At 62.8% G+C, this 14180-nt stretch carries 17 protein-coding genes; all 17 read right to left on the reverse strand.

The window, feature by feature from the left end; translation table 11 throughout:
• Window positions 1–2 precede the first annotated feature (2 nt).
• Window positions 3–398, reverse strand: coding sequence for a holo-ACP synthase (gene acpS / locus ACSQ3S_RS22645; protein ID WP_353403075.1), 396 nt, complete (start codon window positions 396–398; stop codon window positions 3–5).
• The gene (pdxJ, locus tag ACSQ3S_RS22650; RefSeq protein WP_176651597.1) at window positions 395–1156 is read right to left on the reverse strand and encodes a pyridoxine 5'-phosphate synthase; all 762 of its coding nucleotides are present in this window, start codon (window positions 1154–1156) and stop codon (window positions 395–397) included. Before pdxJ ends, acpS begins: the two co-directional genes overlap by 4 nt.
• Window positions 1157–1176: 20 nt before the next feature.
• Window positions 1177–2016 (reverse strand): DNA repair protein RecO, encoded by an 840-nt coding sequence (recO, locus tag ACSQ3S_RS22655; RefSeq protein WP_176651598.1) that lies wholly within the window; start codon window positions 2014–2016, stop codon window positions 1177–1179.
• Window positions 2017–2025: 9 nt separating this feature from the next.
• The gene (era, locus tag ACSQ3S_RS22660) at window positions 2026–2928 is read right to left on the reverse strand and encodes a GTPase Era (protein ID WP_176651599.1); all 903 of its coding nucleotides are present in this window, start codon (window positions 2926–2928) and stop codon (window positions 2026–2028) included.
• 11 nt (window positions 2929–2939) lie between these two features.
• On the reverse strand, window positions 2940–3737 hold the full coding sequence (gene rnc / locus ACSQ3S_RS22665; RefSeq protein WP_413448666.1) for a ribonuclease III: 798 nt from the start codon (window positions 3735–3737) through the stop codon (window positions 2940–2942).
• 50 nt (window positions 3738–3787) lie between these two features.
• Window positions 3788–4174, reverse strand: a complete 387-nt coding sequence (locus ACSQ3S_RS22670) for a DUF4845 domain-containing protein (RefSeq protein ID WP_436145069.1) — start codon at window positions 4172–4174, stop codon at window positions 3788–3790.
• 24 nt (window positions 4175–4198) lie between these two features.
• Entirely contained in the window at window positions 4199–5116 is a 918-nt protein-coding gene (lepB, locus tag ACSQ3S_RS22675) for a signal peptidase I (RefSeq protein ID WP_176651601.1), read from the reverse strand.
• Window positions 5113–6906 (reverse strand): translation elongation factor 4, encoded by a 1794-nt coding sequence (lepA, locus tag ACSQ3S_RS22680; RefSeq protein ID WP_176651602.1) that lies wholly within the window; start codon window positions 6904–6906, stop codon window positions 5113–5115. Before lepA ends, lepB begins: the two co-directional genes overlap by 4 nt.
• A 200-nt stretch (window positions 6907–7106) precedes the next feature.
• Entirely contained in the window at window positions 7107–7349 is a 243-nt protein-coding gene (locus ACSQ3S_RS22685) for a glutaredoxin family protein (RefSeq protein WP_353403072.1), read from the reverse strand.
• A gap of 37 nt (window positions 7350–7386) precedes the next feature.
• Window positions 7387–8841 (reverse strand): Do family serine endopeptidase, encoded by a 1455-nt coding sequence (locus ACSQ3S_RS22690; protein ID WP_176652119.1) that lies wholly within the window; start codon window positions 8839–8841, stop codon window positions 7387–7389.
• Between the two features lie 212 nt (window positions 8842–9053).
• Window positions 9054–9389 carry a sigma-E factor negative regulatory protein gene (locus ACSQ3S_RS22695; RefSeq protein WP_353403071.1) on the reverse strand — a complete coding sequence of 112 codons (336 nt, stop codon included), beginning with the start codon at window positions 9387–9389 and terminating at the stop codon, window positions 9054–9056.
• Window positions 9390–9476: 87 nt separating this feature from the next.
• Complete coding sequence (gene rpoE / locus ACSQ3S_RS22700; RefSeq protein ID WP_176651605.1) at window positions 9477–10079, reverse strand: RNA polymerase sigma factor RpoE; 603 nt, start codon at window positions 10077–10079, stop codon at window positions 9477–9479.
• A gap of 77 nt (window positions 10080–10156) precedes the next feature.
• Window positions 10157–10591 carry a protein YgfX gene (locus ACSQ3S_RS22705; protein ID WP_176651606.1) on the reverse strand — a complete coding sequence of 145 codons (435 nt, stop codon included), beginning with the start codon at window positions 10589–10591 and terminating at the stop codon, window positions 10157–10159.
• Window positions 10592–10767: 176 nt separating this feature from the next.
• Window positions 10768–12015, reverse strand: coding sequence for a beta-ketoacyl-ACP synthase II (gene fabF / locus ACSQ3S_RS22710; RefSeq protein ID WP_176651607.1), 1248 nt, complete (start codon window positions 12013–12015; stop codon window positions 10768–10770).
• Between the two features lie 30 nt (window positions 12016–12045).
• Window positions 12046–12285, reverse strand: coding sequence for an acyl carrier protein (acpP, locus tag ACSQ3S_RS22715; RefSeq protein WP_008449912.1), 240 nt, complete (start codon window positions 12283–12285; stop codon window positions 12046–12048).
• A gap of 155 nt (window positions 12286–12440) precedes the next feature.
• The gene (gene fabG, locus ACSQ3S_RS22720) at window positions 12441–13187 is read right to left on the reverse strand and encodes a 3-oxoacyl-ACP reductase FabG (protein WP_176651608.1); all 747 of its coding nucleotides are present in this window, start codon (window positions 13185–13187) and stop codon (window positions 12441–12443) included.
• Window positions 13188–13232: 45 nt separating this feature from the next.
• Window positions 13233–14174 carry an ACP S-malonyltransferase gene (gene fabD, locus ACSQ3S_RS22725; RefSeq protein WP_436143871.1) on the reverse strand — a complete coding sequence of 314 codons (942 nt, stop codon included), beginning with the start codon at window positions 14172–14174 and terminating at the stop codon, window positions 13233–13235.
• Window positions 14175–14180 lie beyond the last annotated feature (6 nt).

Raw genomic sequence — 14180 nt, forward strand, 5'->3', positions numbered from 1 at the left:
GCTTATTGTTGCTGTTCCACGATGACGAAAGCGACGGCGTATTCCTCCTCGTCGCTGACCGTCACCTGTGTCGTCAGCTTATTCTTTTCCATGAATTCCTTCAGCACCCCGCTGCAGACGATCATCGGCTTGCCGCTGGGGTGATTGAGCATCTGCGCGGCCGGCCAGGTCATCGGCATGCGGATGCCCAGGCCGATGGCCTTGGCAAACGCCTCCTTGGCGGCAAAGCGCGTGGCCACGAAGCGGATGCCGCGCACCGGGTTCTTGGCCTTGCGCGCCAAATACTTTTCCATCTCCTGCGGGCCCAGTATCTTTTTCGCGAAGCGGTCGCCGTGGCGAGCTAGCGCTTCCTCGATGCGGGGAATCTTGCAGATGTCGGTGCCTATGCCGTAGATCATTTCCGCGCGCCCAGGCGGGTCGACACCATGATGGCCTTCATCTCGCGCACGGCGTTCTCCCAGCCGACGAACACCGAGTGGGCGACGATGGCGTGGCCGATATTGAGCTCGGCGATCTCCGGGATCGCGGCGATCGCCTGCACGTTGGTGTAGTGCAGGCCGTGGCCGGCGTTGACCTTCAGGCCTTTCGCCACGCCATACAGCACGCCGCGATGGATGCGTTCCAGTTCGGCGGCCTGCTCGGCGCCTTCGGTGTCGGCGTAGCGGCCGGTGTGCAGCTCGATCACCGGCGCGCCGATGGCGGCGGTGGCGTCCATCTGCTTTTCATCGGCGTCGATGAACAGGCTGACGCGGATGCCTTCGGCCTGCAGCTGCTTGACGGCGGCCTGCACGGCGTTGAAATGGGTGACCACATCGAGGCCGCCTTCGGTGGTGACTTCGGTGCGCTTTTCCGGGACCAGGCAGACGTCGGACGGCCGGATCTTGCAGGCGAAGTCGATCATCTCCTGCGTGACGGCCGCTTCCAGGTTCATGCGCGTCAGCAGCCGCGGCGCCAGCGCGATGACGTCGGCGTCCTTGATGTGGCGGCGGTCTTCGCGCAGATGCAGCGTGATGCAGTCGGCGCCGGCCTGCTCGGCCAGCAGCGCGGCGCGGATCGGGTCGGGATAGCTGGTGCCGCGCGCGTTGCGCAGGGTGGCGACGTGGTCGATGTTCACGCCGAGGTCGATGATGGTGCCGCTTGGTTGCAGGAAGCTCATTGTTTTATACCGTTTAGTCGTTATAACTGCGACAAATCAATCAGGATCTGCCGGGTGTTCAGCGGCGCGCCGCCCAGGTGGTGCGCCAGCAGGAAGCGCATCAGCTGCTTGCTCTGCGATTGCGTGGCGCTGTCCTGGTAGTCTTCGCGCTCCATGTCGAGCAAGGTCTTGCCGGCCACGCGGGGCCAGGGATCGGACGCGCGCTCGGGGCGCGGGCCGCGTTCCGGGTCCACCACGTAGACCACGTCGGCCTGCACGGCGCGGCGGGTTTCGGTGCAGCGGGTCAGGTCGGCGGAGACGCCTGTCTCCTTAAGTAGGGCTCGTTCGAATTTTCTCAAGACGATGGGCGCCGGCTCGTTGTGCGCAAGCTGGTTCAGCGTGGCGACGTAGTGGTCGAACAGGGCCGGATGCGCGTCGTCGCGGGCTAGCAGCTTGACCAGCAATTCGTTCAGGTAGAAGCCGCACAGCAGCGCGGTTTTCTCCAGCGGCAGCATGCCGCCCACCCATTCGGCGTCGGTCAAGGTGCGCAGTTCGGATTTGCCGACCCAGCTGGAGGACAATGGCTGGAAGGTTTGCAGCACGCCGCGCAGCTGCGAGTGCGGGCGCTTGGCGCCCTTCGCGATCAAGGCCACGCGGCCGAAGTCGCGCGTGAACAGGTCGATGATGAGGCTGGTTTCTTTGTACGGATAGCTGTGCAGCACGAAGGCCGGCTGGCCGGCGACCTTGGTGCCGAAGGTGCGCTCGCGCGACGGCGCGCGCGGGCGCTTGGGGGCGGGAGCCGCCGCGGCGGGCACCACCTCACGCTCCGCGACTGGTGCGGGTGCCGCTGCGATGTCGGCGTCTAGCGTGGTGGTGGACATCGCCTCTCTTTATTCGTAGCCGTAGGCGCGCAGACCCGCTTCGTTGTCGGCCCAGCCGGATTTGACCTTGACCCAGATTTCCAGGTACACGGGGCCGCCGAACAGCTTTTCCATGTCCAGCCGCGCCTGCGTGGACACTTCCTTCAGGCGCGCGCCCTTGTTACCGATGATCATGGACTTGTGCGTGTCGCGCTCGACCAGGATGGCGGCGAACACGCGGCGCAGGTCGCCCTCCTGCTCGAACTGCTCGATCAGCACGGTGCTGGTGTAAGGCAGCTCGTCGCCGACAAAGCGGAACAGTTTTTCGCGCACGATCTCGGAGGCCAGGAATTTCTCGCTGCGGTCGGTGATGTCGTCCGGTCCGAAGATGGGCTGGTTCTCCGGCAGGAATTTCTTGATCTCTTTTTCCAGGCCGTCCAGCTGGAAGCGCAGCTTGGCCGACACCGGCACGATGGCGGCGAAGTTGAACTTGGCCGCGACCTGCTGGGCGAACGGCAGCAGCACCGCCTTGTCCTTGACCCGGTCGGCCTTGTTGATGACCAGCACCACCGGCACTTCGGTCGGCAGCAGGTCCAGCACCTGCTGGTCGGCCGGGCCGAAGGTGCCCGCCTCGATCACGTACAGGATCAGGTCCGACGAGATCAAGGTGTTGGTGACGGTCTTGTTCAGCGTCTTGTTCAGCGCGTTCGCGTGGCGGGTCTGGAAGCCAGGCGTGTCGACGTAGATGAACTGGGCATCGTCATGGGTCTGGATGCCGGTGATGCGGTGGCGCGTGGTTTGCGCCTTGCGCGAGGTGATGCTGACCTTGGCGCCGATGAGCGTATTCATCAGGGTCGATTTGCCCACGTTCGGGCGGCCCACGATGGCGATATAGCCACAACGGAAGTTGGCGGAGGTCGTTTCGGTATTCATTTTATTTCTCTTTACTTGTTTGCTGCTTTGGCAGGCGGTGGCGACGGCTTGGGATCAACCGGCGCCTCGTTCGTCTGCACGGTGGCGATGCCGGCCAGCTTGAGCTGGGCGGCGCGCGGCTTGGTCTTGCGGCCGGCGGCCGGAGTCTTCAGCAACGCTTGTTCGGCCACTTCCAGCGCCAGCTTGGCGGCGGCCTGTTCGCCGGCGCGGCGGCTGCCGCCGCGTCCGTAGACCTGGATGCCCAGCTTGGGCACCAGGCATTCGATTTCGAATTCCTGGCTGTGCGCGGCGCCGTGGGTGGCCACCACATTGTACAGCGGCAGCGAAATCTTCTTACTTTGCAGGAATTCCTGCAGCAGCGTCTTGGCGTCCTTGCCCAGCGTTTGCGGATCGACCGTGTCCAGGATGGGGATGTAGAAGGCGCGGATCACGTCGCGCGCGGGGTTGAAGCCGCCATCCAAAAAAATGGCGCCTAACAGCGCCTCAAGCGTGTCGGCCAGGATCGAGGGACGGCGGAAGCCGCCCGATTTCAACTCCCCTTCCCCGAGCCGCAGGAACTGCGACAGCTCCAGCTTCTGGGCGATTTCATACAGCGACTGCTGCTTGACCAGGTTGGCGCGCAGGCGCGACAGGTCGCCCTCGTCGATCGCCACGTAGCGCTCGTACAGGATCGAGGCCACCACGCAGTTCAGGATCGAATCGCCCAGGAATTCGAGTCGTTCGTTATGCAAACTGCTGTGGCTACGGTGCGTCAAGGCCTGCTGCAGCAGGCCAGCATCCTGGAACGTGTAGCCTAAACGGTTTTGCAATAACTGAAGATTCATTGTTCTGTTCGGTTCTGTTTTAGCTGACTAGTGTCTTATTGATCGGTCTTGGCGGGGGCGGCGGCGGTTTTCGACGTCGTGCCCTGGTACTCCAGCAACAGGCTGGCCGGTCCGACCAGCGGGATTTTCTTTTCGTAGGCGAAGCTGATTTCCATCTCGCCGTTTTCCTTGCCGATGATCAGGTCGCGGCTGGTGATCGAGCTGATGTAACCGGTGGTGGCGCTGGCGTCGAACGATTTCTGGATCTCGATCACCGAGCCGCCGGTGGCCTTGGCAGTGACGATGGCGTTCTGGATCGCCCGGTACTCGGTGTAGGTCGGCACGATCTTCAGGGCCAGCACGCCGATGAAACCCAGCGCCGCCAGCACGATGATCAGTCCGACCAGGGAAATGCCGTTCTGCCGCTTCAAGCCTGTTTGCATCATCATATGCCCTTTCACCGCGGATTAATGGATGCTGCCGATGCGGCGCAGGTTACCCAGGTTCATCCACACGAAAAATGCTTTTCCAACAATATTCTTGTCCGGCACGAAGCCCCAGTAGCGGCTGTCCGCGCTGTTGTCGCGATTATCGCCCATCATGAAGTAGTTGCCTTGCGGAACTACGCAGGTAAAGCCTTCGTACTTGTAGGTGCAGTTTTCGCTGTGCGGGAACTTCTTCACGCCATCCAGGCTCAGCGTGGGCGCCGCCTCGTTGTTGAGGATGCGGTGGTTGACGCCGGTCAGGTTTTCCGTGAATTGCTTGTTATAAACAAGATGCTCGTCGTCCAGGTAATCGTCCAGTGGAGTGTACTTCACTTCCACGCCGTTGACCGTTAAGCGCTTGTTTTCATACGTGATTTTATCACCCGGTACGCCGATGACGCGCTTGATGTAATCCTGGGTCATATCCAGCGGATATTTGAACACCATCACGTCGCCGCGCTGCGGATCGTTGATCTGCACGATCTTCTGGTTGATCACCGGCAGGCGGATGCCGTAGGTGAACTTGTTCACCAGGATCAGGTCGCCCACCAGCAGGGTCGGCACCATCGACGACGACGGGATCTTGAACGGCTCGTACAGGAACGAGCGCAGGAAGAACACCAGCGCGATCACCGGGAAGAAGCTGCCCGAGTATTCGATCCAGGTCGGCTGGCGCAGCAGGTTGGCCTCGATCGCCGCGCGGTTGCCGGCGTTGTCGACCTTGATGCCGTCGGCGGTCAGCTTGGCGTTGCGGGCGTCGTAGTCGGCCAGCGCGCGGTCGGCGGCGGCACGGCGCTGCTTGGCCAGGTAGAACACATCGAGGAACCAGATCACCCCGGTGATCACCATCAGTACGAACAGAATTAAAGCAAAATTACCCAAGATCACTTGCAGGTTCATTTGTCGTCCACTTGTAAGATTGCCAGGAATGCTTCTTGTGGAATCTCTACCGAGCCCACTTGCTTCATGCGTTTTTTACCGGCCTTCTGCTTCTCCAGCAGTTTCTTCTTGCGGCTGATGTCGCCGCCGTAGCACTTGGCCAGCACGTTCTTGCGCAGCGCCTTGACGTTTTCACGCGAGATCACGTTGACGCCGATGGCGGCCTGGATCGCCACGTCGAACATCTGGCGCGGGATCAGCTCGCGCATCTTGGCCGCCACCTGGCGGCCGCGATACGCGCTGTTCGAGCGGTGCACGATGATGGCCAGCGCATCGACCTTCTCGCCGTTGATCAGCATGTCCACCTTGACCACGTCGGAGGCGCGGTATTCCTTGAACTCGTAGTCCATCGAGGCATAGCCGCGCGAGGTCGACTTGAGCTTGTCGAAGAAGTCCAGCACGATCTCGCCCATCGGCATTTCGTACACCAGCTTGACCTGGCGGCCATGGTAGGCCATGTCCATCTGCACGCCGCGCTTGCCGATGCACAACGTGATCACCGAGCCGACGTACTCTTGCGGCATGTACAGGTTGACGGTGACGATGGGCTCGCGGATCTCGTTGATCTTGGTCGGCTCCGGCATCTTCGACGGATTGTCGACCTTGACGATGCTGTTGTCGCGCATCACCACTTCGTACACCACGGTCGGCGCCGTGGTGATCAGGTCCATGTCGAATTCGCGCTCCAGGCGCTCCTGGACGATTTCCATGTGCAGCAGGCCGAGGAAGCCGCAGCGGAAGCCGAAGCCCAGCGCCTGCGACACTTCCGGCTCGTACATCAGCGCGGCGTCGTTCAGCTTGAGTTTTTCCAGCGAGTCGCGCAGCGCGTCGTACTGGTTGGCCTCGACCGGGAACAGGCCGGCGAACACCTGCGGCTGCACTTCCTTGAAGCCAGGCAGCGGCGCCGCCGCGGGACGGTTGGCCAGGGTGACGGTATCGCCCACCTTGGCGGCCTTCAATTCCTTGATGCCGGCGATGATGAAGCCCACCTGGCCGGCCGACAGCTGCGGCAGCGAGACCGAGCGCGGCGCGAAGATGCCGACGTCTTCCACCAGCTGCAGCGAGTCGGTGGCCATCAGCTTGATCTTGTCCTTCGGCTTCAGCGTGCCGTTCATCACGCGCACCAGCATGACCACGCCGACGTAGGCGTCGTACCACGAGTCGACGATCAGCGCCTGCAGCGGCGCGTCCGGGTCGCCCTTCGGCGGCGGCACCTTGGCGATGATCGATTCCAGCACGTCTTCGACGCCCAGGCCGGTCTTGGCCGAGCAGTGCACGGCGTCGCCCGCTTCGATGCCGATCACGTCTTCGATCTCGGCAATGGCGGTCGGCGGGTCGGCGTTGGGCAGGTCGATCTTGTTCAGCACCGGCACCACTTCCACGCCCAGGTCGAGCGCGGTGTAGCAGTTGGCCACGGTCTGGGCTTCCACGCCTTGCGAGGCGTCGACCACCAGCAGCGCGCCTTCGCAGGCCGACAGCGAGCGCGACACTTCATACGAGAAGTCGACGTGGCCGGGCGTGTCGATCAGGTTCAGGTTGTACATCTGGCCGTCGCGGGCCTTGTATTGCAGGGCGGCCGTTTGCGCCTTGATCGTGATGCCGCGTTCGCGCTCCAGATCCATCGAATCGAGCACTTGCGACTCCATCTCGCGTTCGGACAAACCGCCGCACAATTGAATAATGCGGTCCGCCAGGGTCGATTTGCCGTGGTCGATGTGGGCGATGATGGAAAAATTGCGTATGTTGTTCATTAACAAATATTCAAAAACGGGTTTGAAACGACAGGGCGCGACCGGTACACGATACCTTGCGCAATACAAAAAAAGCGCTCCGTGCGGGGCGGTAATGCCCTGGCGAGCGCCTTGATGACAGCTAACCCCGCATTTTACCGGATTTCAGAGGGGAAAGGCCGACTTATGCAACGTGAAATGCATTTTCGCCCCCGGGGCGCTTATTTGTTGAGCACTTCCAGGACTTTGGCCTCGTCCAGGAAGTAATGGCACAGTTCCGGAGCGGCCAGGTCGGCGTACAGCACGGGCACCAGCTCGTCGAAACGGGCCACCAGCGCGTCGTCCCCATCGACGTCGATGACATCGACGGTGATCGGGCGCTCCGGGCTCTGCAGGCGCATCAGCGCGTCCAGCATGTCCTGGCACAGGTGGCAGTAGCTGCGGGAATAGAGGGTGAAATGCATCGAAAACGCCCCGCCGGCGGCCGGCGGGGCTTGCTCCTTACTTCACGCTGGGGCGCACGGAAATGTACTGCGTCACCTCGCCGCGGCGCACCAGCAGCACCGAGGCCTTCTTCGGATCGAGCTTGGCCACGGCCGCGTTGAACTGCTTGGCGTCCTTGATCTCGATGTTGTTCACCTGCAGCAGCACGTCGCCCTCGGCCACGCCGGCGCGGCCTGCCACGCCCTCGGCCGAGTCCACCACCACGCCGCCATCGACGCCCAACTCCTTCTTCTGCTCGGCCGTCAGGTCGCTGACCTTCAAGCCCAGCGCATTGGCCTTGACCGTTGCCTCCGGCTCGGCCTTGCCACCCTTGCCCTTGCCCGCCTTGGCGGTCTTTTCCGCCTCCAGCTCGGCCACGGTCACCGGCAGGTCCAGCTGCTGGCCCTTGCGCCACACCGTCACGATGGCCTTGCTGGCCAGCGCGGTGCCGCCCACCAGGCGCGGCAGGTCGGACGAGCGGTTCACCGGCACGCCGTTGAACTTCAGGATGATGTCGCCCGCCTTGATGCCGGCCTTGTCGGCGGGACCGCCCGGCTCCACCAGCGACACTTCCGCGCCCTGCGCGCTCTTCAAGCCCAGCGATTCCGCCACTTCCTTGCTGACTTCGCCGATCTGCACGCCGATGCGGCCGCGCGTGACCTTGCCGCTCTTCTTCAGCTGTTCCGACACGCGGATCGCCTCGTCGATCGGCACCGCGAAGGAAATGCCGTTGTAGCCGCCGGACAGCGTGGCGATCTGCGAGTTGATGCCGATGACTTCGCCGCGCATATTGATCAGCGGGCCGCCCGAGTTGCCCGGGTTGACCGCGACGTCGCTCTGGATCAGCGCCAGGTAGTCGCCGGTGTCGCGCTGCTTGGCCGAGATGATGCCGGCGGTGACCGTGTTTTCCAGGTTGAACGGCGAGCCGATCGCGATCACCCATTCGCCGACGCGGATCTTGTCCGAATCGCCCATGACCAGGAACGGCAGCTTGTCGCCCTCGATCTTCAGCACGGCGACGTCGGTGCGCGCATCGGCGCCCAGCACCTTGGCCTTGAATTCGCGCTTGTCGGTCAGCGTGACGAACACTTCGTCGGCGCCGTCGACCACGTGGGCATTGGTCATCACATAGCCGTCGGCCGACAGGATGAAGCCGGAACCGACGCCGCGCTGCACCGGCTCGTCGGACGGCGCCTGGCGGCGGCCGCGCGGCGCGCCCTTGCCGCCCGGGACGCCCGGTTGCGGCAGCGCGCCGCCAAAGAAGCGGCGCAGGAATTCCTGCATTTCCTCGTCGCCCGGCTGGCCCTCGGCGCCGTTGCGCCCGCCCAGCTTCAGACGTTCCGTGGTGCGGATATTGACCACGGCCGGACCGACGCGGTCGACCAGGTCGGCAAAGTCGGGCAGGCCGATGACGGCGCCGGTCACCGGCGCGGCGGCCGTGGCGGCAGCCAGGCCGAGCACGGCGGGCGACATCCATACGCTTGCGCCGACCAGCAGCGCCAACAGGGTTTTACTACAAGGAGTTTTACCACCAACGGAGATATTATTTTTCATGGAAAGTATCAATCTTTGTAAAGTTCCGGAACGCAAACGTCCCTCGGCGGGGTCGCACGACGCGAGGCTAGCGTATGGTAAGCGAAAAGTCGCCGTAAAGCGCGCTCAAAGATTTTATAAGAGTATGCGGTTCAGGGCAAAATGACGTCCGCCCGAGACTTGGACTGGCCCGCCGGCGGCGCGGCGGAGTCGGCGGAGGAGTCGGCAGCGGCGCGCCCGGCGGGCGCAGGCGATGGCGTCAGGGGGGCTTCAGCCGCGAGGCGGGTCGCCAGACTGGCGCTGAAGCCGTTGCTGAGCGCGCCGCTGGCCTGGTCGCGCAGCACGTCTCCGATCAGATGGTAAGCATTCCACGCGGCCTGCCCTTCCGCAGTGCCGAGCGCGGCCATCGCCAGTTCGCGCTCGCCGTCCGGCAGCTCACCATCGGCCAGCGCCGAGATGTTTTCGTGCAGTCTTTTCTGGGTATCCATCGCGTTTCCCGCCATGTCAAAACAAATCCGCTGCGCCGTTTGCACGCGCATTGCCAAAAACCAATGACAATTGCCATCATTCCATCCTTACCAGCGCTTGTCAATCGGCATATCCAGCAAGGGTTTCAGTTTTTCAGCGATGACTTCGCGGGCGCGAAAAATGCGGCTGCGCACGGTGCCGATGGGACAGGCCATGATGTCGGAAATTTCCTCATAGCTCAGCCCCTCGATCTCGCGCAAGGCGATCGCGGTACGCAAATCCACGGGCAAGGCATCCATCGCCGCATTGACGGTTTGGGCGATCTGCTTGCTCGCCAGCATGGATTCCGGCGTGTTGATGTCGCGCAAATGCTCGCCATCGGTAAATGCTTCAGCATGTTCGGCGTCGGCTTCGGTCGACGTAGGCGTACGCCTCCCCTGCGTCGCCAGAAAATTCTTGGCGGTATTGATGCCGATACGATACAGCCAGGTATAAAAGGCGGAGTCGCCGCGGAAATGCCGCAACGCGCGATACGCCTTGATAAAAGTCTCCTGCACCACATCCTCGGCTTCGACCGGATCGTGCACTATACGCGACAGCAGACGCATCAGGCGGCGTTGGTATTTCGCCACCAGCATGTCGAACGCCTGCTTGTCACCGGCACGGACCCGGTCGACCAGTACCTGGTCACACTCACGTTCTGTCGTCACTCCTGCATTCCTCGATGGCCTGCAGCGTAGCCGATACTTATAGCCATATGCTATAGAGTTAGCTCGCTGCAAGAAGTTCACAGTGTTTGCGGTTTTATTTCAGCCCGTGCGGCGATCGCCCGGCACGCCAGCGACAGGACGCGCCAATCGGCTCGCGTCACACTATCGGGCAGCACCAGCAGCAGCCGCACATCGCCGTCATCCCCGCCCAGCCGCAATAGCAGCAGGCCCGGCCATAAGGTCGAACCCTCCAGCAGGCGCAATGGCGCCCCGTTCTCTTGGTATACCGTCAGCCGCAACTGCCCGACACCGGATATATCAAGCCGGCGCACAATACGCCGCGAGCGGCCCGCCAGCAGGCCGGCCAACCCGGCCAACCCGCACAGCAATGGCGCAGCCCAGCCCGCGTCCAGGCAGAGGACGGACGAGGCCATCACGCAACAGCACAAGCCGGCATGCAGCGCGCGCAGGCCGGACGAGGGGCGAACGATGACAGAGACCGCAATCGACATGGCAGACGAGGCCTGGCAAACAACAGTCAATCAAACAGGGGGATTCCATTCGGAAGCGCCGGCCGCGAAGGCCGGGCAATTCTGGCGCCGGCGAATGCCGGCGCCGAATCCACGCTCACCCTGTTTAGACAGGGATTGCGGGGATTAGTTCAACGCGGGGTCGAACTTTTTGAAGCTTAGATCTTGCCGAACACCAGGCTGCCGTTGGTGCCGCCGAAGCCGAACGAGTTCTTGACTGCATACTCGATCTTCATCGGACGGGCCACGTTGGCGCAGAAGTCCAGGTCGCACGCCGGGTCCTGGTTGAACAGGTTGATGGTCGGAGGCGACACCTGATGGTGGATCGCCAGCACCGTAAACACTGCTTCCAGGCCGCCGGCGCCGCCCAGCAGGTGGCCGGTCATCGACTTGGTCGAATTGACCACCAGCTTCTTGGCGTGGTCACCGAAGGTGCGCTTGATGCCCTGCACTTCAGCCACGTCGCCCTGCGGCGTCGAGGTGCCGTGCGCGTTCACGTACTGCACCTGGTCCGGGTTGATGCCGGCGTTGGCCAGCGCGGCTTGCGCCGACTTGCTGCCGCCGCTGCCATCTTCCAAAGGCGAGGTCATGTGGTAAGCATCAGCGCTCATGCCGAAGCCGACCAGTTCCGCATAGATCTTGGCGCCGCGTGCCTTGGCGCGTTCGTACTCTTCGAGCACCATCACGCCGGCGCCTTCGCCCAGCACGAAGCCGTCGCGGTCCGTATCCCATGGACGGGATGCGGTCGCCGGATCGTCGTTACGGGACGACAGCGCCTTGGCCGAGGCGAAACCGCCCAGGCCCAGCGGCGACACGGTCGATTCCGCACCGCCGGCCACCATGACGTCGGCATCGCCGTACTCGATCATGCGGGCTGCCGCGCCGATGCAGTGCAGGCCGGTGGTGCAAGCCGTCACGATCGACAGGTTAGGACCACGCATGCCGTACTTGATCGACAGGTTGCCCGAGATCATGTTGATGATCGAGGCAGGCACGAAGAACGGCGAGATACGGCGCGGACCGCGCTTGTCGTAGTCTTCCTTCTGTTCTTCGATCATCGGCAGGCCGCCGATACCGGAACCGATGATGACGCCGATGCGATCGGCATTCTCTTCGGTGACGACCACGCCGGAGTCCTGCACAGCCTGGATGCCGGCCGCCATGCCGTAATGGATGAAGGTATCCATGTGGCGGGCTTCCTTGGCCGAGATATAGTCCTCGATGTTGAAGCCTTTGACTTCGCCGGCAAAGCGGGTGCTGAAAGCTGTTGCGTCAAACTTGGTGATGGTGGCGATACCGGACTTGCCCTCGACAGCCGCGGCCCAGGTCTCAGCAATGTTATTGCCGATCGGGGTCACGGCGCCCAGGCCGGTAACGACAACACGACGGTTTTTAGAACCTCTCAAGCGATTCTCCTAAAGTCGATCGGGCAGAAATTACGCCTTGACGTGAGCGGTAGCGTAGTCGATCGCTTGCTGCACGGTGGTGATTTTTTCTGCTTGTTCGTCAGGGATTTCCATTTCGAATTCATCTTCCAGGGCCATCACCAGTTCCACGGTGTCCAGGGAGTCTGCGCCGAGGTCGTCGACGAACGAGGATTCGATCTTGATGTCTGCTTCGGCGACGCCCAGTTGCTCAGCGACGATTTTCTTAACGCGTTGTTCGATATCCGACATGTTATGGCTCCATTTTGTTTGTTACGGAAAGCGCGCATTTTATCAGGTTTGCGCACTGAAAAACTAATTTCGGTGAGTGCTGCGATTTTGTCGACAACTATTCCGAAATCACTGCTAAAAGACAAGAATCGGCTTCAATCCGAAGCCGCAACCCGTCAATTCATGTACATACCGCCGTTCACGTGAAGGGTGGTACCGGTAATATAGGCCGCTTGCGGCGACGCCAGGAAGGCGACGGCCGCAGCGATATCCTCAGGCTTGCCCAAGCGCGCCAGAGGAATTTGCGTCAGCAGGGCGGCATGCTGCTCTTCGCCCAGCGCTTTGGTCATGTCGGTGTCGATGAAGCCCGGCGCCACGCTGTTGACGGTGATGTTGCGGCTGCCGATTTCGCGCGCCAGCGCGCGGCCCATGCCTTCCACGCCGGCCTTGGCGGCGGCGTAATTCATCTGGCCAGGATTGCCGGAGGACGCCACCACCGAAGTGATGTTAATGATACGCCCAGTCTTAGCTTTCATCATGCCGCGCAAGACGGCGCGCGACAGGCGGCCGACCGAGCTCAGGTTGGTGGCGATGACGTTGTCCCACTCCTCGTCCTTCATGCGCATGGCCAGCTGGTCCTGCGTGATGCCGGCGTTGTTGACCAGGATGCCGACGGCGCCGAAGGTCTTGCCGATCTCGTCGATGACGGCGGCGCAGCGCTCGGCGTCGGTGACGTTCAAGACCATGCCCTTGCCCGCTTCGGCGCCGATCTCGGCCAGGTAGGCGCTGATCGCTTCCGCGCCCGCTTCGGTGGTGGCGGTGCCGATCACCTTGGCGCCCTGGCGCGCCAGTTCCTGGGCAATGGCCTTGCCGATGCCGCGCGATGCACCGGTGACCAGCGCTACTTGATTTGCTAAATTCATGGATGTCCTTCTGTGTTGATGGAGTCTGCCTGAAGTCGCCGCTGCTTACTTGAGCAAGCTCAAGACGCGCTCCAACGAGGCTTGATCGGTAATCGCGTCGCCCACCAGCGTGGCATCGATGCGCTTGGTCAAGCCCATCAGCACTTTGCCCGGGCCGCATTCGACCACTTGCGTGATGCCTTCGGCGGCGACTTTCTGCATGGTTTCGACCCAGCGCACCGGCGAGGCGGCCTGGCGCACCAGCGCGTCCTTGATCGAGGCCGGATCGCTCAGCACGGCAACGTCGACGTTGTTGATCAGCGTGATTTGCGGCGCCGAGAAAGTCAGGCCGGCCATGTAGTCGCGCAGGCGGTCCGAGGCCGGCTTCAGCAGCGACGAGTGGAACGGCGCCGACACCGGCAGCTTCATGGCGCGCTTGGCGCCCTTGGCCTTGGCGATTTCGCAGGCGCGCTCGACGGCGGCGGTGTCGCCGGCGATGACCACTTGCGCGGGGGCGTTGAAGTTGACCGCCTCGACCACGGAACCCGCGGCGGCGGCGGCCGCTTCGGCGCAGGCGGCGCGGACGTCTTCGTCCGACAGGCCCAGCACCACGGCCATCGTGCCCTGCCCGACCGGCACGGCTTCCTGCATCGCCTGCGCGCGGAAGCGCACCAGCGGCACGGCATCCCTGAAGGCAATCACGCCGGCAGCCACCAGCGCGGAATATTCACCCAGGCTGTGGCCGGCAACGACGGACGGCAGCGGACCGCCGGCGGCGATCCACGCGCGATAGACGGCCACGGCGGCGGTCAGCATGACCGGCTGCGTGTTGGTGGTCAGGTCCAGCTCTTCCTTCGGGCCTTCGGCCATCAGCTTGCCCAGGTCGAACTGCAGCGCGTCGGACGCTTCGGCGATGGTTTGCGCCACCACCGGATTGCCGGCGAAGCCGTCCATCATCGCAATCGCCTGCGAACCCTGGCCCGGGAATACAAAAGCAAATTTAGTCATACTTGG

Source organism: Duganella sp. LjRoot269, assembly GCF_964254095.1.
GTDB classification, from domain to species: domain Bacteria; phylum Pseudomonadota; class Gammaproteobacteria; order Burkholderiales; family Burkholderiaceae_D; genus Rugamonas; species Rugamonas hordei.